12 protein-coding genes and 1 pseudogene are annotated in these 16,471 nt (G+C 52.4%); 6 read left to right on the forward strand and 7 right to left on the reverse strand.

The window, feature by feature from the left end:
• Positions 1-14: 14 nt before the first annotated feature.
• Positions 15-980: a L,D-transpeptidase family protein gene (locus ACLJQD_RS10000; protein ID WP_000482962.1), complete on the reverse strand. Its 966-nt coding sequence runs from the start codon at positions 978-980 to the stop codon at positions 15-17.
• Between the two features lie 147 nt (positions 981-1,127).
• Positions 1,128-4,574 (reverse strand): transcription-repair coupling factor, encoded by a 3,447-nt coding sequence (gene mfd / locus ACLJQD_RS10005; RefSeq protein ID WP_017440969.1) that lies wholly within the window; start codon positions 4,572-4,574, stop codon positions 1,128-1,130.
• 337 nt (positions 4,575-4,911) lie between these two features.
• Here mfd and lolC point away from each other — a divergent pair, with 337 nt between their 5' ends.
• The 5 genes from lolC to cobB are packed head-to-tail and all read left to right on the forward strand — an operon-like array spanning position 4,912 to position 9,829.
• Positions 4,912-6,111 (forward strand): lipoprotein-releasing ABC transporter permease subunit LolC, encoded by a 1,200-nt coding sequence (lolC, locus tag ACLJQD_RS10010; RefSeq protein ID WP_001518787.1) that lies wholly within the window; start codon positions 4,912-4,914, stop codon positions 6,109-6,111.
• Complete coding sequence (gene lolD / locus ACLJQD_RS10015) at positions 6,104-6,805, forward strand: lipoprotein-releasing ABC transporter ATP-binding protein LolD (RefSeq protein ID WP_001033714.1); 702 nt, start codon at positions 6,104-6,106, stop codon at positions 6,803-6,805. Before lolC ends, lolD begins: the two co-directional genes overlap by 8 nt.
• Entirely contained in the window at positions 6,805-8,049 is a 1,245-nt protein-coding gene (gene lolE / locus ACLJQD_RS10020) for a lipoprotein-releasing ABC transporter permease subunit LolE (protein ID WP_000168091.1), read from the forward strand. The genes lolD and lolE overlap by 1 nt, the downstream gene beginning before the upstream one ends.
• Before the next feature lie 28 nt (positions 8,050-8,077).
• Positions 8,078-8,989: an N-acetylglucosamine kinase gene (gene nagK / locus ACLJQD_RS10025; RefSeq protein ID WP_017440971.1), complete on the forward strand. Its 912-nt coding sequence runs from the start codon at positions 8,078-8,080 to the stop codon at positions 8,987-8,989.
• 18 nt (positions 8,990-9,007) lie between these two features.
• Positions 9,008-9,829 (forward strand): Sir2 family NAD+-dependent deacetylase, encoded by an 822-nt coding sequence (gene cobB, locus ACLJQD_RS10030; RefSeq protein ID WP_001191856.1) that lies wholly within the window; start codon positions 9,008-9,010, stop codon positions 9,827-9,829.
• An 81-nt stretch (positions 9,830-9,910) separates the two neighbouring features.
• Here the strand turns inward: cobB and potD are convergent, their stop codons facing one another.
• The 5 genes from potD to potA all read right to left on the reverse strand — a co-directional run bounded on the left by potD (position 9,911) and on the right by potA (position 15,399).
• Positions 9,911-10,957 carry a spermidine/putrescine ABC transporter substrate-binding protein PotD gene (gene potD, locus ACLJQD_RS10035; RefSeq protein ID WP_000759329.1) on the reverse strand — a complete coding sequence of 349 codons (1,047 nt, stop codon included), beginning with the start codon at positions 10,955-10,957 and terminating at the stop codon, positions 9,911-9,913.
• Positions 10,958-10,981: 24 nt separating this feature from the next.
• Entirely contained in the window at positions 10,982-11,761 is a 780-nt protein-coding gene (gene potC, locus ACLJQD_RS10040) for a spermidine/putrescine ABC transporter permease PotC (RefSeq protein ID WP_000580299.1), read from the reverse strand.
• Positions 11,762-12,076: 315 nt separating this feature from the next.
• Positions 12,077-13,087 (reverse strand): SPI-2 type III secretion system effector SifA, encoded by a 1,011-nt coding sequence (gene sifA / locus ACLJQD_RS10045; protein ID WP_017440972.1) that lies wholly within the window; start codon positions 13,085-13,087, stop codon positions 12,077-12,079.
• Between the two features lie 328 nt (positions 13,088-13,415).
• Positions 13,416-14,279 (reverse strand): spermidine/putrescine ABC transporter permease PotB, encoded by an 864-nt coding sequence (gene potB / locus ACLJQD_RS10050; protein WP_000799390.1) that lies wholly within the window; start codon positions 14,277-14,279, stop codon positions 13,416-13,418.
• The gene (potA, locus tag ACLJQD_RS10055; RefSeq protein WP_000531607.1) at positions 14,263-15,399 is read right to left on the reverse strand and encodes a spermidine/putrescine ABC transporter ATP-binding protein PotA; all 1,137 of its coding nucleotides are present in this window, start codon (positions 15,397-15,399) and stop codon (positions 14,263-14,265) included. The genes potB and potA overlap by 17 nt, the downstream gene beginning before the upstream one ends.
• Positions 15,400-15,649: 250 nt before the next feature.
• On the opposite strand from potA, the pseudogene pepT reads away from it, so the two are divergent.
• Positions 15,650-16,393: pseudogene (gene pepT / locus ACLJQD_RS10060) on the forward strand (peptidase T); the annotation flags it as partial.
• Positions 16,394-16,471: the final 78 nt, after the last annotated feature.

Below are 16,471 nucleotides of genomic sequence, written 5' to 3' on the forward strand. Positions count from 1 at the left end.
TCAGCTATTCACGCTTACAGCGACTGCGGTTTCGCCTCTGATTGACGGGTTACATCCACCGGCATTCCGGAACGCACTTCCATAACATGTTCCATCACCGCGGCATCGGTCTGCGGTGCGTCCTTAAAGGTCTGCATCGGGCCATTCAGAACAATCGGCAGCACCTGCGGATCGTCGCCTATATTTTTAGACAGCGGCTGATGAACTTCCACCAGTCGCACGCCGCCTGGCTCCACCGAGGCTTTAATCGGCGTATTGATAATATTCACTTTGGTTCCCGGCGTGACCTGACGGAACAATGTCTCTATATCACCGTCGCGCAGACGGATACAGCCGGAACTGACGCGCATACCAATGCCAAAATCGGCATTCGTGCCATGTAACAGATAGACGCCGCCGTAGGCCGCTAAACGAATCGCGTGATGCCCCATTGGGTTATCGGGACCGGCAGGCACCACGGCGGGGAGATCGATGCCTTGCGCTTTATAACGGGCGCGAATATTGGCGGTCGGCGTCCAGGTTGGATTGGCGCGTTTATCAGAAATGGTCGTCACCATCGTTGGCGTCAGGGTATCGCCGCCCAGTTGGCCAATCCCGATAGGGTAGACCGTGACCGTATTTTTCCCCGGTTGATAATAGTAAAGCCGTAATTCCGCGAGGTTAATGACGATACCTTCACGTGGCGCGTCCGGTAGCAGCGTTTGCAGCGGAATCGTCAGCACGCTGCCTGCGCGTGGCACGTAAGGATCAATGCCGGGGTTGGCCTGTAACAGGGCTAAAAAGCCCACGTTATATTTTTTGGCGATCGCCTCCAGCGAGCCGCCGTCGTCTTCAACGACATGGAATTTATTTTCTCCCACCAGTCTACTGCCGGGGGGTGGAAGAGGCCACGTATTCGCCTGCGCGGGAAGGGCAAGCATGATGGTCGCGGTAAGCGCAAACAACGCCCACCAGCGAGAGAGTCGCGTATTGTTGAACATTATAATAAACCCATGATTATTATGTGGTTATTTTTATAAAAGAGGAAATAAGAATTATGGCGGCTGGCTGTGTCTGGAACTGCAGGGAAGTGCAAAGAATTTGTAAAGATTAGGCCGGACGCAGAGTAATGACGCCCGGCCTGACGCTTATGCAATAGCGTTTTCTTCCAGTTGCTGCATAAACTGGCGTACCCAGTCTATACGCGTTTTACGTTCGCTTAAATCCTGAATAAACTTGAGGCGCGTCGGACCATCCAGACGGAAATGCTGCGGCTGTTTTTGCAGCAACCCGATAAGCCAGGCGGGGTCAACGTGGTTTTTGTCGGCGAACTCAATCGTTCCGCCTTTCTCGTTACCCTCCAGTTTTCGGATGCCGAGCTTTTGCGCCTGTTGGCGCAGGCGGGCGATATCCAGCAGATTACGCGCCGGATCGGGCAGCAGGCCGAAGCGGTCGATCAATTCCACTTTGATCTCCTCCAGCTCGTTTTCGTTCTTCGCGCTGGCAATGCGTTTATAGAATGACAGCCGGGTATTAACATCCGGAATAAAATCATCCGGCAGTAACGACGGCATTCGCAGCTCGACTTCCGTTTGCTGACTGGTGAGATCTTCCAGCGAGGGTTCGCGGCCTGCTTTCAGCGCATCAACGGCGTTTTCCAGCAGTTCCATGTAGAGTGAGAAGCCAATGGTTTCCATTGAGCCGCTTTGCTCTTCGCCAAGCAGTTCGCCCGCGCCGCGGATCTCCAGATCGTGGGTCGCCAGCGCAAACCCGGCGCCTAAATCCTCCAGCGACGCAATCGCCTCCAGCCGTTTTTGCGCATCGGTGGTCATGGCCTTAGGATGTGGCGTCAACAGCCAGGCGTAGGCCTGGTGGTGCGAGCGCCCAACGCGGCCACGCAGCTGGTGCAACTGCGCGAGGCCGAAATGATCCGCGCGTTCAATGATGATCGTGTTAGCGGTAGGGATATCAATCCCCGTTTCGATAATGGTAGTACACACCAGCACGTTAAAACGTTGATGGTGGAAATCGTTCATGACCCGTTCCAGCTCACGTTCGCGCATCTGCCCGTGGCCTATAGCGATTCGCGCTTCCGGCACCAGTTCCGCCAGCCGCTCTGCGGCTTTCTGAATATTTTCGACGTCATTGTACAAATAGTAAACCTGACCGCCGCGCAGGATTTCACGCAGAATCGCTTCCCTTACTACCAGGCTATCATACTCGCGGACAAAGGTTTTTACCGCCAGACGACGGGCAGGGGGGGTGGCGATAATGGAGAGATCGCGCATACCGCTCATCGCCATATTCAGCGTCCGCGGGATCGGCGTCGCCGTGAGCGTCAGAATATCGACATCGGCGCGCATCGCCTTAATTCGCTCTTTGTGGCGCACGCCGAAACGGTGCTCTTCATCGACAATCAGCAGGCCGAGGTCGCGCAGCTTCACATCGCTTTGTAGCAGTTTATGCGTACCGATCAGAATATCGATCTTACCCTCGGCGGCTTCCGCCAGGATTTGCGTCTGCTCTTTGGCGCTGCGAAAGCGGGACAGCATCTCAATGCGTACCGGCCAGTTGGCGAAACGGTCGCGGAAGTTGTCATAGTGTTGCTGCGCCAGCAGCGTAGTCGGCACCAGTACCGCCACCTGTTTATGGTTTTCCACCGCCAGGAACGCGGCGCGCATCGCCACTTCGGTTTTGCCGAAGCCGACGTCGCCGCACACCAGCCTGTCCATCGCCAGCGGTTGGCACATATCGCTCAATACGGCGTTAATCGCCTGTGCCTGATCGGGCGTCGTTTCAAACGGGAAGCTGTCGCAGAATAACTGATACTGCTCACGATCATGCTTAAAGGCAAAACCCTCTTTTGCCGCCCGTTGCGCATAAATATCCAACAGTTCCGCTGCGACATCGCGCACTTTTTCCGCCGCTTTCTGCCGGGCGCGCGACCAGGCGTCGCCGCCCAGTTTATGCAGCGGCGCACTTTCTTCCGCGCCGCCGGCATAGCGGCTAATCAGATGCAATGAGGAGACCGGCACATACAGTTTGGCGTCATTGGCGTAGGTGAGCATCAGATACTCACCCTTGATGCCGCCAGCCTCCAGAGTGGTCATGCCGGCATAGCGTCCGACGCCGTGCTCCAGATGCACTACCGGTTGACCGATGTGGAGCTCCGCCAGGTTACGAATCAACGTATCCGGGTTGATCGTACGACGGGAATCCAGGCGGCGACGCGCCACCCGCTCACCCAGGAGATCGCTTTCACAAATCAGCGCCAGATTGCGTTGGGTGTCGATAAAGCCATGTTCTGCGGCGCCAATCATCAGATAGCGTCCCGCATCCTGCGCCTCGTCCAGGCGTAATATTCGCTTCGGCGCGATTTTTATGCGAGCCAGGAGCTCTCCCAGCGCTTCGCGGCGTCCTTCGCTTTCCACCGAAAAAATCACCGGACCGCTGAAAGATTCGAGGAATTTACGCAGCGCGTCCAGCGGCGCTTTCTGCTGTGCCTGGATAGCCAAATCCGGTAATTTCTGGAAACCGAGATTGGTATTGGCGGCTTTTTCCGGCAGATGGTCGGTTTTAAGCTGGAGGCGAGGCCAGCGTTTAAGCTCGGAAAAGAGCTCATCTACCCGTAGCCAGAGGGCTTCCGGCGGCAAAAGCGGGCGCATAGGATCGACGCCGCGATTTTCAAAACGCGCCAGCGTATCGGCCTGAAAGCGTTCGGCGCTGGTTTCCAGCGAGCCGGTATTCACCACCAGAGTATTGGCGGGGAAGTAGCTAAATAATGGCGGTAACGGTTCGCTGAAAAAGAGCGGCTGCCAGTATTCGATCCCGGCGGGCAGGGTGCCTTTGCTGACCTGCTGATAGATGTGCTCGGCGTCGCGTTTTACCTCAAAGGTATCGCGCCACTGGCTACGGAAAAGCTCAATAGCGGCTTTGTCGGTAGGAAATTCGTGCGCGGGCAACAAATTGATGGCCTCGACCTCCTCCAGCGTACGCTGGGTATCCGCGTCAAACAGACGCAGGCTGTCGATTTCATCATCAAAAAAGTCGAGGCGATAAGGCTGTTCGCTGCCCATCGGAAAGAGATCCAACAGCGCGCCGCGCGTCGCGTATTCGCCATGCTCCATCACCTGATCGACATGCCGATAACCGGCGCTGTCAAGCTGCGCGCGCAGAGCGTCGCGGGACAGCCGCTGGCCTTTTTTCATCACCAGCGCATGACCATGCAGATAGCTATGCGGACAAACGCGCTGCATCAGGGTGTTTACCGGTACAATCAAGACGCCGCGCTGCATTGACGGCAACTGGTAGAGCGTGGACAGGCGCGAAGAGATAATTTCCTGATGCGGGGAGAAGCTGTCATACGGTAGCGTTTCCCAGTCCGCCAGGTTCATCACCATCTGATCGGTAAACTGGCGGATTTCATCATGCAATCGCAGAGCATTTTGCATGTCAGGCGCTATGAGTACCACCGGACCGGCATGGCGTTCAGCTATCTCCGCCACCAGCGTAGCGCAGGCGGCACCGGTAAGTTCGCCCAACTGGCGCTGATCGCCCGCTTTTGTCGGCAGCGTGTAACGTTGTTTTTCAGGCATAACGGTTGTCAGTATCTCTTTTTGTTTTACGCCGCACTCTACGCGTCACCCTTCAGGCTGCTTCATGGTTGGCTGCACGCCAGGACAGCATGAAGGACTCAGGTATTCAGGGGCATATGACTGATAAGCAATGTTCTTTATTATCCGCGATCGTTGTTTATTAGCAAATTGAATCCGCCGGATAACACGCCGAACAGGTAAAGTATGAACATGTAAGTGACTTGATTTGTCGGCCTTTTTCAGAATAACGCTGACGAACTCTTACGGTTCAGACATTTACGCATTCCGCTTTCGCTTATATACTCGGGACTTTGCTAACAGCAACCAGACGGATTACATGTATCAACCTGTCGCTCTATTCATTGGCCTGCGTTACATGCGCGGGCGTGCAGCAGATCGCTTCGGTCGCTTCGTTTCCTGGCTTTCCACTATCGGCATTACCCTGGGGGTGATGGCGCTGGTCACGGTATTGTCGGTGATGAACGGTTTTGAGCGCGAACTGCAAAATAACATTCTTGGTTTGATGCCTCAGGCCATCCTCTCTGCTGAACATGGCTCTCTTAACCCGAATCAGATGCCGGAAAAAGCGGTGAATCTGCAAGGCGTTAACCGTATTGCGCCGCTGACGACGGGCGATGTCGTACTGCAAAGCGCGCGTAGCGTTGCGGTTGGCGTGATGTTGGGTATCGATCCGGCGCAAAAAGATCCGTTAACGCCGTATCTGGTCAATGTGAAGCAAAGCGAATTACAGCCGGGTAAGTATAATGTCATCCTCGGCGAGCAGCTCGCCGGACAGTTAGGGGTCAACCGCGGCGATCAGATTCGGCTAATGGTGCCATCTGCCAGCCAGTTTACGCCAATGGGACGTCTGCCCAGCCAGCGTCTGTTTACGGTGATTGGCACATTTGCCGCCAATAGCGAGGTCGATGGCTATGAAATGCTGGTCAATATTCAGGACGCGTCGCGTTTAATGCGCTATCCGGCAGGCAATATTACCGGCTGGCGTCTGTGGCTGGATGAACCGCTGCAAGTCGATACCCTCAGCCAACAGACGCTGCCGCAAGGCACGAAGTGGCAGGACTGGCGCGAACGCAAAGGCGAGTTGTTCCAGGCTGTGCGCATGGAAAAGAACATGATGGGATTGTTGCTGAGTCTCATCGTGGCGGTCGCGGCTTTTAACATTATTACTTCGTTGGGCCTGATGGTCATGGAGAAGCAGGGCGAAGTGGCGATTTTACAAACTCAAGGGCTGACGCCGCGACAAATTATGATGGTCTTTATGGTGCAGGGGGCCAGCGCCGGGATTATCGGCGCGCTGTTGGGCGCCGCGCTGGGCGCATTGCTTGCCAGCCAACTGAATAACCTGATGCCGATCATCGGCGCGTTTCTGGATGGCGCTGCGTTGCCCGTGGCGATAGAGCCGTTACAGGTGATCGTTATCGCGCTGGTGGCAATGGCCATCGCGCTGCTTTCTACGCTTTATCCTTCCTGGCGCGCTGCCGCCACTCAACCCGCTGAGGCTTTACGTTATGAATAAGATCCTGTTGCAATGCGACAACCTGTGCAAACGCTATCAGGAAGGCACCGTACAAACCGACGTGTTGCACGATGTCAGCTTCAGTATCGGCGAAGGCGAAATGATGGCGATCGTCGGCAGTTCCGGTTCGGGTAAAAGTACGTTGCTGCATCTGTTAGGCGGGCTGGATACGCCTACCTCTGGCGATGTGATTTTTAGCGGCCAGCCGATGAGCAAACTCTCTTCTGCGGCAAAAGCGGAATTACGTAACCAGAAACTGGGGTTTATCTATCAGTTTCATCATCTCCTGCCGGATTTTACGGCGCTGGAAAACGTGGCGATGCCATTATTGATTGGCAAAAAGAAACCGGCGGAGATTGACGCTCGGGCGCGAGAAATGTTGCATGCTGTAGGGCTGGAGCATCGCGCAACCCATCGACCTTCGGAACTTTCCGGCGGTGAGCGCCAGCGTGTCGCGATAGCGCGCGCGTTGGTGAATAACCCGCGTCTGGTACTGGCGGATGAGCCGACCGGTAATCTGGATGCGCGTAATGCCGACAGTATTTTTGAGCTTCTGGGCGAGTTAAATCGTCTGCAGGGAACCGCGTTTCTGGTGGTGACTCACGATTTGCAACTGGCGAAACGTATGAGCCGCCAGCTTGAGATGCGCGATGGCCGCCTGACGGCGGAACTGAGCCTGATGGGGGCGGAGTAATGGCGTCGCCTTTATCATTGTTAATTGGCTTGCGTTTCAGCCGTGGACGGCGGCGCGGCGGTATGGTTTCGCTCATTTCCGTCATTTCTACCATCGGTATCGCGCTGGGCGTGGCGGTGTTGATTGTCGGTTTAAGCGCGATGAACGGTTTCGAACGCGAGTTGAATAACCGTATTCTGGCGGTGGTTCCGCACGGGGAGATTGAAGCGGTCAATCAGCCGTGGACCAACTGGCGTGAAGCGCTGGCAAAAGTGCAGAAGGTGCCGGGCATTGCCGCCGCCGCGCCGTATATCAATTTTACCGGCCTGGTAGAGAGCGGGGCGAATTTGCGCGCCATTCAGGTTAAAGGCGTCGACCCTAAGCAAGAGCAGCAGCTTAGCGCGTTACCGTCATTTGTGCAAAATCACGCCTGGGATCATTTCAAAGCGGGCGAGCAGCAGATCATTATCGGTAAAGGCGTCGCCGATGCGCTGAACGTGAAACAGGGCGACTGGGTGTCCATCATGATCCCCAATGCGAATGCCGACCATAAGCTGCTCCAGCCCAAACGCGTGCGTTTGCATGTCATCGGGATTCTGCAACTGAGCGGCCAGCTCGATCACAGCTTCGCCATGATCCCGCTTGAGGATGCGCAGCAGTATCTGGATATGGGGTCCAGCGTTTCCGGTATCGCGCTTAAAGTCCACGACGTGTTTAATGCGAACAAACTGGTGCGTGACGCGGGTGAAGTGACTAACAGCTATGTCTACATTAAGAGCTGGATCGGCACCTACGGCTATATGTATCGCGATATCCAGATGATTCGCGCCATTATGTATCTGGCGATGATTCTGGTGATCGGCGTGGCCTGTTTTAATATCGTTTCCACCTTAGTGATGGCGGTAAAAGACAAAAGCGGCGACATTGCGGTATTAAGAACGCTGGGGGCGAAAGATGGTTTGATTCGTGCCATTTTCGTCTGGTACGGGCTACTGGCGGGCTTGCTGGGCAGTTTGATTGGCGTGGCGATCGGCGTTGTCGTTTCGCTTCAGCTTACCGCCATTATTAATGGGATTGAAAAGGCGATCGGGCATCAGTTTTTGTCCGGCGATATCTATTTTATCGACTTCCTGCCATCCGAATTACATTGGCTGGACGTTGTTTACGTACTGGTCACGGCGTTGTTGTTAAGCTTACTGGCGAGCTGGTATCCGGCGCGGCGGGCGAGCAACATTGACCCTGCGCGAGTATTGAGCGGCCAGTAATCGCGGAATATAAAAACAAGGAGCGGTGATGTATTACGGGTTTGACATTGGCGGAACAAAGATTGCGTTAGGCGTATTTGACTCAACGCGGCGGCTGCAGTGGGAAAAACGGGTTCCCACGCCCCATACCAGCTATAGCGCCTTTTTAGACGCCGTGTGCGAACTGGTCGCGGAAGCCGACCAGCGATTTGACGTAAAAGGGTCGGTAGGGATTGGCATACCCGGTATGCCGGAAACCGAAGACGGCACGCTGTACGCCGCGAATGTCCCGGCAGCCAGCGGTAAGCCGTTGCGCGCCGATCTCAGCGCCCGACTGGATCGCGATGTGCGTCTGGACAATGACGCTAACTGTTTTGCCTTGTCCGAAGCCTGGGATGATGAATTCACGCAATATCCTTTGGTTATGGGGCTTATCCTCGGCACCGGCGTCGGCGGAGGCCTGGTGCTAAATGGGAAGCCGATTACCGGTCAGAGCTATATCACCGGCGAGTTTGGTCATATGCGTTTGCCGGTTGACGCGCTAACGTTGATGGGGTTTGATTTTCCTCTCCGCCGTTGTGGATGCGGTCAGATGGGCTGCATTGAGAATTATCTGTCCGGGCGCGGGTTTGCGTGGCTATATCAGCATTATTATGATCAATCGCTGCAGGCGCCGGAGATTATCGCGTTGTGGGAGCAGGGCGATGAGCGGGCACACGCGCATGTTGAGCGCTATCTGGATTTACTGGCGGTTTGTCTGGGGAATATACTGACGATTGTCGATCCCGATTTATTGGTGATCGGCGGCGGACTATCGAACTTTACGGCAATAACAACGCAACTGGCGGAAAGACTGCCGCGCCATCTACTCCCTGTTGCCCGCGCGCCGCGCATTGAGCGTGCGCGGCATGGGGATGCAGGTGGGATGCGCGGTGCTGCTTTTTTACATCTTACCGACTAATCAAAAAAAGAGGTTGTTATGCAGTCGCGTCGGTTTCATCGATTAAGCCGCTTTCGTAAAAATAAACGTCTGTTGCGTGAACGTCTGCGCCAGCGGATCTTTTTCAGAGACAGAGTGGTGCCGGAAATGATGGAAAACCCAAGAGTATTAGTCCTTACAGGTGCAGGAATTTCTGCAGAGTCTGGTATTCGTACGTTTCGCGCGGCGGATGGCCTTTGGGAAGAGCATCGGGTTGAAGACGTGGCAACGCCGGAAGGATTCGCCCGTAATCCGGGGCTGGTGCAGACATTTTATAATGCCCGCCGTCAGCAGCTTCAACAGCCGGAAATACAACCCAATGCGGCGCATCTGGCGTTAGCGAAGCTTGAAGAAGCGCTTGGCGATCGCTTTTTGCTGGTGACGCAAAACATCGACAATTTGCATGAACGCGCGGGCAATCGCAACATCATTCATATGCATGGCGAGCTGTTGAAGGTGCGCTGTTCGCAAAGCGGCCAGATTCTGGAATGGAACGGCGATGTGATGCCGGAAGATAAATGTCACTGCTGTCAGTTCCCGGCGCCGCTACGTCCGCACGTGGTGTGGTTTGGCGAGATGCCGCTTGGCATGGATGAAATTTATATGGCGCTGTCGATGGCGGATATTTTTATCGCCATTGGCACATCCGGTCATGTCTATCCGGCTGCGGGTTTTGTGCATGAAGCAAAACTGCACGGCGCACATACGGTGGAACTAAATCTTGAGCCAAGCCAGGTCGGCAGCGAGTTTGAAGAGAAGCACTACGGCCCGGCAAGCCAGGTTGTGCCGGAATTTGTTGATAAATTCCTGAAAGGGCTGTAGTGCTGTTTGCCCGGTAACGCCTTATCCGGCCTACATTTCACGTTACGTTCATCTGTAGGCCCGACAGGCGCTTTGGCTGAATTAGCGTCCTGCTTTTAGCTTCTGATAATACTCTTCATAAATGGCGCTGGCGTCGCCGACATCGTTTTGCCACTCGCCTTTGCTGATGGTTTGCGCATCCGGATAGAGCGACTTATCATTGGCGACCTCCGGGCTTAACAGCTTACGCGCCGCCAGGTTGGGGGTAGGGTAGCCGATGGTTTCTGCCACCTCTTTCGCGACGTCAGGACGCAGCAGGAAGTTGATTAGCTTCAGCGCGCCCTCTTTATTTTTCGCGTTCGCCGGAATAGCCAGGCTGTCCATCCAGAAAATACCGCCTTCCTTCGGCCAGACGACCTCCAGCGGCGTGCCAGCCTGACGAGCAACGAAGGCCGAACCGTTCCACACCATCCCCAGGTTGACTTCCCCTTCCATATACGGATTCGCCGGATTATCGGAGTTGAAGGCCGCTACGTTCGGCATCAGTTTTTTCAACTCTTCATATGCCGCTTCAATCTCTTTCGGATCGGTAGTGTTACCGGAATAACCTAGCTTGCGCAGCGCCATCTGGAAGACTTCTCGCGCATCGTCGGTTAAAAGCAGGCTGTTTTTATATTCCGGTTTCCACAAGTCAGCCCAGCTGGTAATGGTTTTGGGATCGATAGCATCGCTGTTCACGCCAATCGCCGTTGCGCCCCAGATATACGGGACAGAATAATCGTTGTTGGGGTCAAACGGTTTGTTGAGCATTTCCGGATCGAGGTTGTGGAAATTGGTTAATTTCGACTTATCGATCTTCTGGATCATGCCTTCTTTGCGCATTTTGTCGACATAGTATGTAGAAGGAACAACCAGGTCATACGCGCCATCTTTATAGGTTTTGAGTTTGGCATACATGGTTTCGTTCGACTCGTAGGTCGAATAAATCACCTTAATGCCTGTCTCTTTAGTGAACTGTTCCAGCAGGCCCGGCGGTACATACTCAGTCCAGTTATAGAAATAGAGCGTGTCGTTGTCGGAGGCATGAGCGGCACTCATACCCAGCGCCAGGGCGCCCGCCGCGAGCAGGTGGCGTGACCATTTTTTCATTTAACGTCCCCTGAATTACGGGCCTTATCGGCCCTTGGTTTTATCACGAGCAATAAGCTGGCTGGCAATGACCATTACCAGAGACAGCACCAATAAAACGGTCGCCAGCGCGTTCACTTCTGGTGAAACGCCGACTTTTACCATGGAATAAATCTTTAAGGGTAAAATTTCATAGCCCGGCCCGGTGACAAACGACGAGACTACTACATCGTCCATCGACAACGTAAAGCTCAGCAACCAGCCCGCCGCCACCGCCGGCATCGCCAGCGGCAGAATGATTTTGCGTAAAATCGTTACCTCACTGGCCCCCAGGTCTTTTGCGGCTTCCAGCATTCTGACATCAAAGCCTTTCAGGCGCGAATAGACCGTGACGACCACAAACGGCAGGCTAAAGGTGATGTGCGAGAACAGCAACGACCAAAAGCCCAGTTGAATGCCGAGTAACATAAACAGCACCAGCAGGGAGATCGCCATCACGATATCCGGCGACATCATTACTACAAACAGCATCCCGCTGACGAATGGCTTCCCGCGAAAGCGGTAGCGATAAAGCGCCACCGCGGTTAACGAGCCAATCAACGTGGCAAAGGTCGCTGAAAAAATCGCCATCGTCAGTGAATGTTGAGCGGCCTGCAACAGACTGTCGTTATTGACCAGGAGTTCGTACCATTTAGTGGTAAAGCCCTGCCAGTTAATGCCGAACCGCGAACTGTTGAAGGAGTTCACGATCAGAATAATGATGGGAATATACAGATACGCATAGATGGCAGTCATGAAACCGCCACGGAGCAGCCGACCGATCATTCAAGTTCCACCTTCTTATTCAGAGGATGGGGTGCTTTTAGAGTATTGAAAATGATCAATTTTTTCTCTTCTCCAAAATCTCTCCAAAACGTCTCGCGGTTATCAGCAGCAAGGAAGAAGCAAGCTGCCGCTTGAAGCCGCGAATTTTACAACAAATTGCCAGACGAGCGGGAAAAAAAGGCCATTTAAATGACTATTCTCATCCGATCCGGTCATATGCGGCATTATTGCGCCAGGCAAGAGGTTACTCTGTAGGCAAACAGGAAGTACGTGAGTAAACCCTGAACGTGACGTCTGAGAAAGCGTCGTCTGATTTTATAAAAAACAACATAAGCAGCCGCTTTGTTGTTCTGAGCGAACGTGTAGCGTGGTTAACTGTTCTTCCGCCATTTTTTGTATAGCCTGGGGGTCTATTCTAAAAATGGCGTGAAAAACCTTATCAGAGATGGCTTCGATTATCTCAGCTAACATACTTTGGCTGGTGCTGGGATCCGTTACGAGGAACGCCTGAAACGTCTTATCCGCCAGTAAAACCTCTTTTACCATTTTTTCAATAGGTATGTGGGTATGCGGTGGTGGTATTTCAAGCTGTTTTAATCCACACATCGCCATTGTTTCTAAAAATGCGTTTTGCTGAGTACTTTCGGATATATTCGCATGCTGTAAAATGCGCGTTGTCTTTTCAATCCCAGACTGAATTTTCGCTGCCAGGTAGGTTACCTTTTCTTGCGTTTTCCACTCATCTAAATGTCCTTTTCTCAATTCAGAATATAAATACCCCTCTATGTTGTCTAATGAAACCGATAATGTCGGCGCGCCAGCAAGATTGAGACATAATGTCGAAGGGAGGGGGTAATCTGCGATGTCGCTATATCTTCTATTAATCATGGCCGTCATTTGTGGATGCGATTTTAAAATATCCGGGCGATCTTTCATTAAAAAATAGACCTTCCCCATGACTTCACAGCTAAAGGTATCGGTATTTTGAGTGATACGTAACAATTCGTTCTCTTCGTTTTGATCCATGATACGAAGAATCATGATGGCATCATTTTCATGAGGATTATGAACCTGAAATCTATCTCTTTGCGATGCGCAGGCTAATGCCTTCAACTCAAAAAAAATCTCTGTAAGCCGCTCTCGTGTGGGGGTGCAATCGGCAAACAACATCTCATGTAGACAACGGTCCGCTTTTGCTTTGCCAGTAGAAAAAAAGAGGTCTTTAATTTTTTCCCATAAAACTTTGCAACATGTTTCTTTCGTATTCCCTGGGGGATTGATAAGTATTTCGCTTTTTAAAAAACCATTCCCTATTGTAATCGGCATAATAATCTCACTTAAACTGGAGTAAAAATGACTACATAATTGATTAAATCGACCCTTTTTATCTCAACTGCGGGCGCATCAGATGTAATATAATATTTAAAAGAGACTGGCAATCAGTATAAAACCTGAGAGCTTCGCGTATAAACGCATTACTGTCTGTGATAGCGTCGCTACAGGTAAAAATAAAAGAAGGCCTGGCGCGGATGATGTTGTAGATTTGCAATACTGGCGGCAACTGCTTTCATGCGTTTTTTATGCCGGAGGCATGAAGTTTACCCTTGAATAAACTTCATGCCTGAATGCGCGTGGATTTGTTAGCGTTGCGCAATTAATCGCTTATATCACTCACCTTTTTATTCAACAAGCGGGAAGCCCGCCAGTAAATCAACAGCATGAGTCCCATCACAATGGTCAGCGTAATGCTGGTCGCCGCGCCAAACGGCCAGTCGCGAATATTCAGGAACTGTACCTTAATGACGTTACCAATCAGCAGGTTTTTCGCGCCACCCATTAAATCGGAGACGTAGAACAGGCCCATTGCCGGTAGCATCACGAGCAGGCAACCGGCGACAATGCCCGGCATGGTTAATGGAATAATGATGCGGATGAACGTTTGTATTTTACTGGCGCCGAGATCGCGTGCGGCCTCCAGTAGCGGTTTGTCGAGCTTCTCAATGCTGGAGTAGAGCGGCATGACCATAAACGGCAGCAAAATGTAAACCAGGCCGATAATAACGGCGCTCGGGGTGAACATGATGCGAATCGGCGTATCAATCACGCCCAGCCACAGCAGGAATTCATTGAGATAACCTTTAGTGCTCAGGAATATTTTCAGCCCATAGATGCGGATCAGTGAGTTGGTCCAGAAAGGAACGATCAGCAAAAACAGCAATAACGGACGTATCTTTTCCGGTAACTTCGCCAGGAACCAGGCAAAAGGATAGCCCAGCACCAGGCAGGAGAGGGTGGCGATCAGCGCCATATTCAGAGAGTGCAGGAGCACTTCAAAATAGAGCGGATCGAGCAGGCGTGCGTAATTATCCAGCGTAAAGACCATCTTGACGAAACTGGCGTCGTCACGGGTCAGAAAGCTGGTGCCAATGATCATCAGGTTGGGCAGAAAAACAAATAACACAAGCCAACCGACGATAGTGACAATCACTACATTCTGGAATTTACTTGTGTTCTTCATCAGCCAGTACGACCTCCCAGCTTTCTACCCAACTAATGGCCATTTTTTGGTCAAGTGAATGGTCGAAGTCAGGATCGTCTTCGTTGAAGAATTCGCTGACCATCACCATTTTGCCATTTTCCAGTTCAACCACCGACTCCAGCGTCATACCTTTATAATTGCGCTCGCGCACGTAGCCGATAAGCCCTTCGATGTGGTTATCATCGTTGATCTCTTCGACGCGTAGATCTTCCGGTCGCAGCAGGACGTTCAGTTTTTGGCCTGGTTCGACAGCGAAATTGACGTATATATTGCACTCCCGACCTTCTACGCTGGCGCGGACGCGCTGTTCATCAAGCCGTTCAATGACGGTTGCGTCAAAGCGGTTAATTTCGCCGATAAAACCGGCGACAAACAGGTTTTTTGGCTCTTCATAGATTTCACGCGGCGTGCCGTCTTGCTCAATCACGCCATTACGCATTACCACGATACGATCGGACATGGTGAGCGCTTCTTCCTGATCGTGAGTGACAAAAACAAACGTGATACCGAGTTTACGCTGTAATGCTTTAAGCTCGTTCTGCATTTGTTTGCGCAATTTATAGTCCAGCGCGGAGAGCGATTCATCCAGTAATAACAGGCGAGGTTTATTCACCACCGCGCGAGCGATAGCCACACGCTGCTGCTGTCCGCCGGAAAGCTGGTGCGGTTTACGTTGTGCAAACTCTTCAAGCTGCACCATACGCAGCGCATCGGTCACGCGAGGCGCTATCTCGGCGGCTGGCGTTTTTTGCATCCGTAAGCCAAACGCGACATTTTCAAACACCGTCATATGCGGAAATAAAGCGTAGCTTTGAAATACGGTATTTACATAACGATTTTCGGCGGGAACGTGGGTGATATCCTGGTTATCCAACATGATATGCCCGGCATCAACGGTTTCCAGGCCGGCAATCAGGCGAAGAACGGTTGTTTTACCGCAGCCGGAAGGGCCAAGCAGCGTGAGGAATTCGCCATTGTTAATGGTCAAATCCAGCTGTGAAATGACCTCTTTGCCATCGAAACTTTTGCTAATTCCAGACAAAAGCACCAGCGGTGAAAGCGAACGCGGTTGATTATTCAATTTCTTACTCTGTCCCATGTAAACGCAACGGATGGCTGACCGCTGCGGGGTTTGTGGTTAACCACCTTAATCACTCTTAATGAGGGCGGTCATTCTACGGCAAACCACTGTGATCGCCAATCCTTGTTGCGAATTACTGACTTAGCTTTATAGTCAGAAAGCGTGTCAAAGTGAAATATTCTTGTTTGCAGGGATAAAAGTGACCTGACGCAATATTTGTCTTTTCTTGCTTATTAATAATGTTGTCACGAAAAGTGAGGGTGACTGCATGGATAAACTACTTGAGCGTTTTTTACACTACGTATCGCTGGATACCCAATCAAAGTCGGGTGTTCGGCAGGTTCCCAGCACTGAGGGGCAGTGGAAGTTACTACGTTTGCTCAAACAGCAGCTCGAAGAGATGGGGCTGGTTAACATTACATTAAGTGAAAAAGGGACGTTGATGGCGACGCTCCCGGCCAATGTTGAGGGGGATATTCCCGCCATTGGTTTTATCTCCCATGTGGATACCTCTCCGGATTTCAGCGGTAAAAACGTTAACCCGCAGATTGTCGAGAATTATCGCGGCGGCGATATAGCATTAGGGATTGGCGATGAGGTGTTGTCACCCGTGATGTTCCCGGTACTGCATCAATTACTGGGACAGACGCTGATTACTACCGATGGTAAGACATTGCTGGGCGCGGACGATAAAGCCGGTGTTGCGGAGATCATGACCGCGCTGGCGGTGCTGAAAGGTAATCCTATTCCCCACGGCGATATTAAAGTGGCGTTTACGCCTGACGAAGAGGTAGGGAAAGGCGCGAAGCACTTCGATGTTGAGGAGTTTGGCGCGCAGTGGGCCTATACGGTCGACGGCGGCGGCGTGGGCGAACTGGAGTTTGAAAACTTCAATGCCGCCTCGGTGAATATCAAAATCGTCGGCAATAACGTGCATCCCGGTACGGCGAAAGGCGTGATGGTCAATGCGCTGTCGTTGGCGGCGAGGATTCACGCGGAAGTGCCGGCGGATGTGTAAATAGACCCGTTTTAGTTCCAGGCATTTTTTGAGATCCCGGCCAAATGATTGTGTTGCCGATATTCCTCCGGC

This window comes from Salmonella sp. SAL04214 (genome assembly GCF_046550615.1).
Lineage (GTDB): Bacteria > Pseudomonadota > Gammaproteobacteria > Enterobacterales > Enterobacteriaceae > Salmonella > Salmonella enterica.

Coding starts and splice junctions, on each gene's coding strand:
- potB (WP_000799390.1), bottom strand. CDS start 14,279: ATGAAGAACACAAGTAAATTCCAGAATGTAGTGATTGTCACTATCGTC.
- potD (WP_000759329.1), bottom strand. CDS start 10,957: ATGAAAAAATGGTCACGCCACCTGCTCGCGGCGGGCGCCCTGGCGCTG.
- sifA (WP_017440972.1), bottom strand. CDS start 13,087: ATGCCGATTACAATAGGGAATGGTTTTTTAAAAAGCGAAATACTTATC.
- nagK (WP_017440971.1), top strand. CDS start 8,078: ATGTATTACGGGTTTGACATTGGCGGAACAAAGATTGCGTTAGGCGTA.
- lolD (WP_001033714.1), top strand. CDS start 6,104: ATGAATAAGATCCTGTTGCAATGCGACAACCTGTGCAAACGCTATCAG.
- potA (WP_000531607.1), bottom strand. CDS start 15,399: ATGGGACAGAGTAAGAAATTGAATAATCAACCGCGTTCGCTTTCACCG.
- cobB (WP_001191856.1), top strand. CDS start 9,008: ATGCAGTCGCGTCGGTTTCATCGATTAAGCCGCTTTCGTAAAAATAAA.
- potC (WP_000580299.1), bottom strand. CDS start 11,761: ATGATCGGTCGGCTGCTCCGTGGCGGTTTCATGACTGCCATCTATGCG.
- ACLJQD_RS10000 (WP_000482962.1), bottom strand. CDS start 980: ATGTTCAACAATACGCGACTCTCTCGCTGGTGGGCGTTGTTTGCGCTT.
- mfd (WP_017440969.1), bottom strand. CDS start 4,574: ATGCCTGAAAAACAACGTTACACGCTGCCGACAAAAGCGGGCGATCAG.
- lolC (WP_001518787.1), top strand. CDS start 4,912: ATGTATCAACCTGTCGCTCTATTCATTGGCCTGCGTTACATGCGCGGG.
- lolE (WP_000168091.1), top strand. CDS start 6,805: ATGGCGTCGCCTTTATCATTGTTAATTGGCTTGCGTTTCAGCCGTGGA.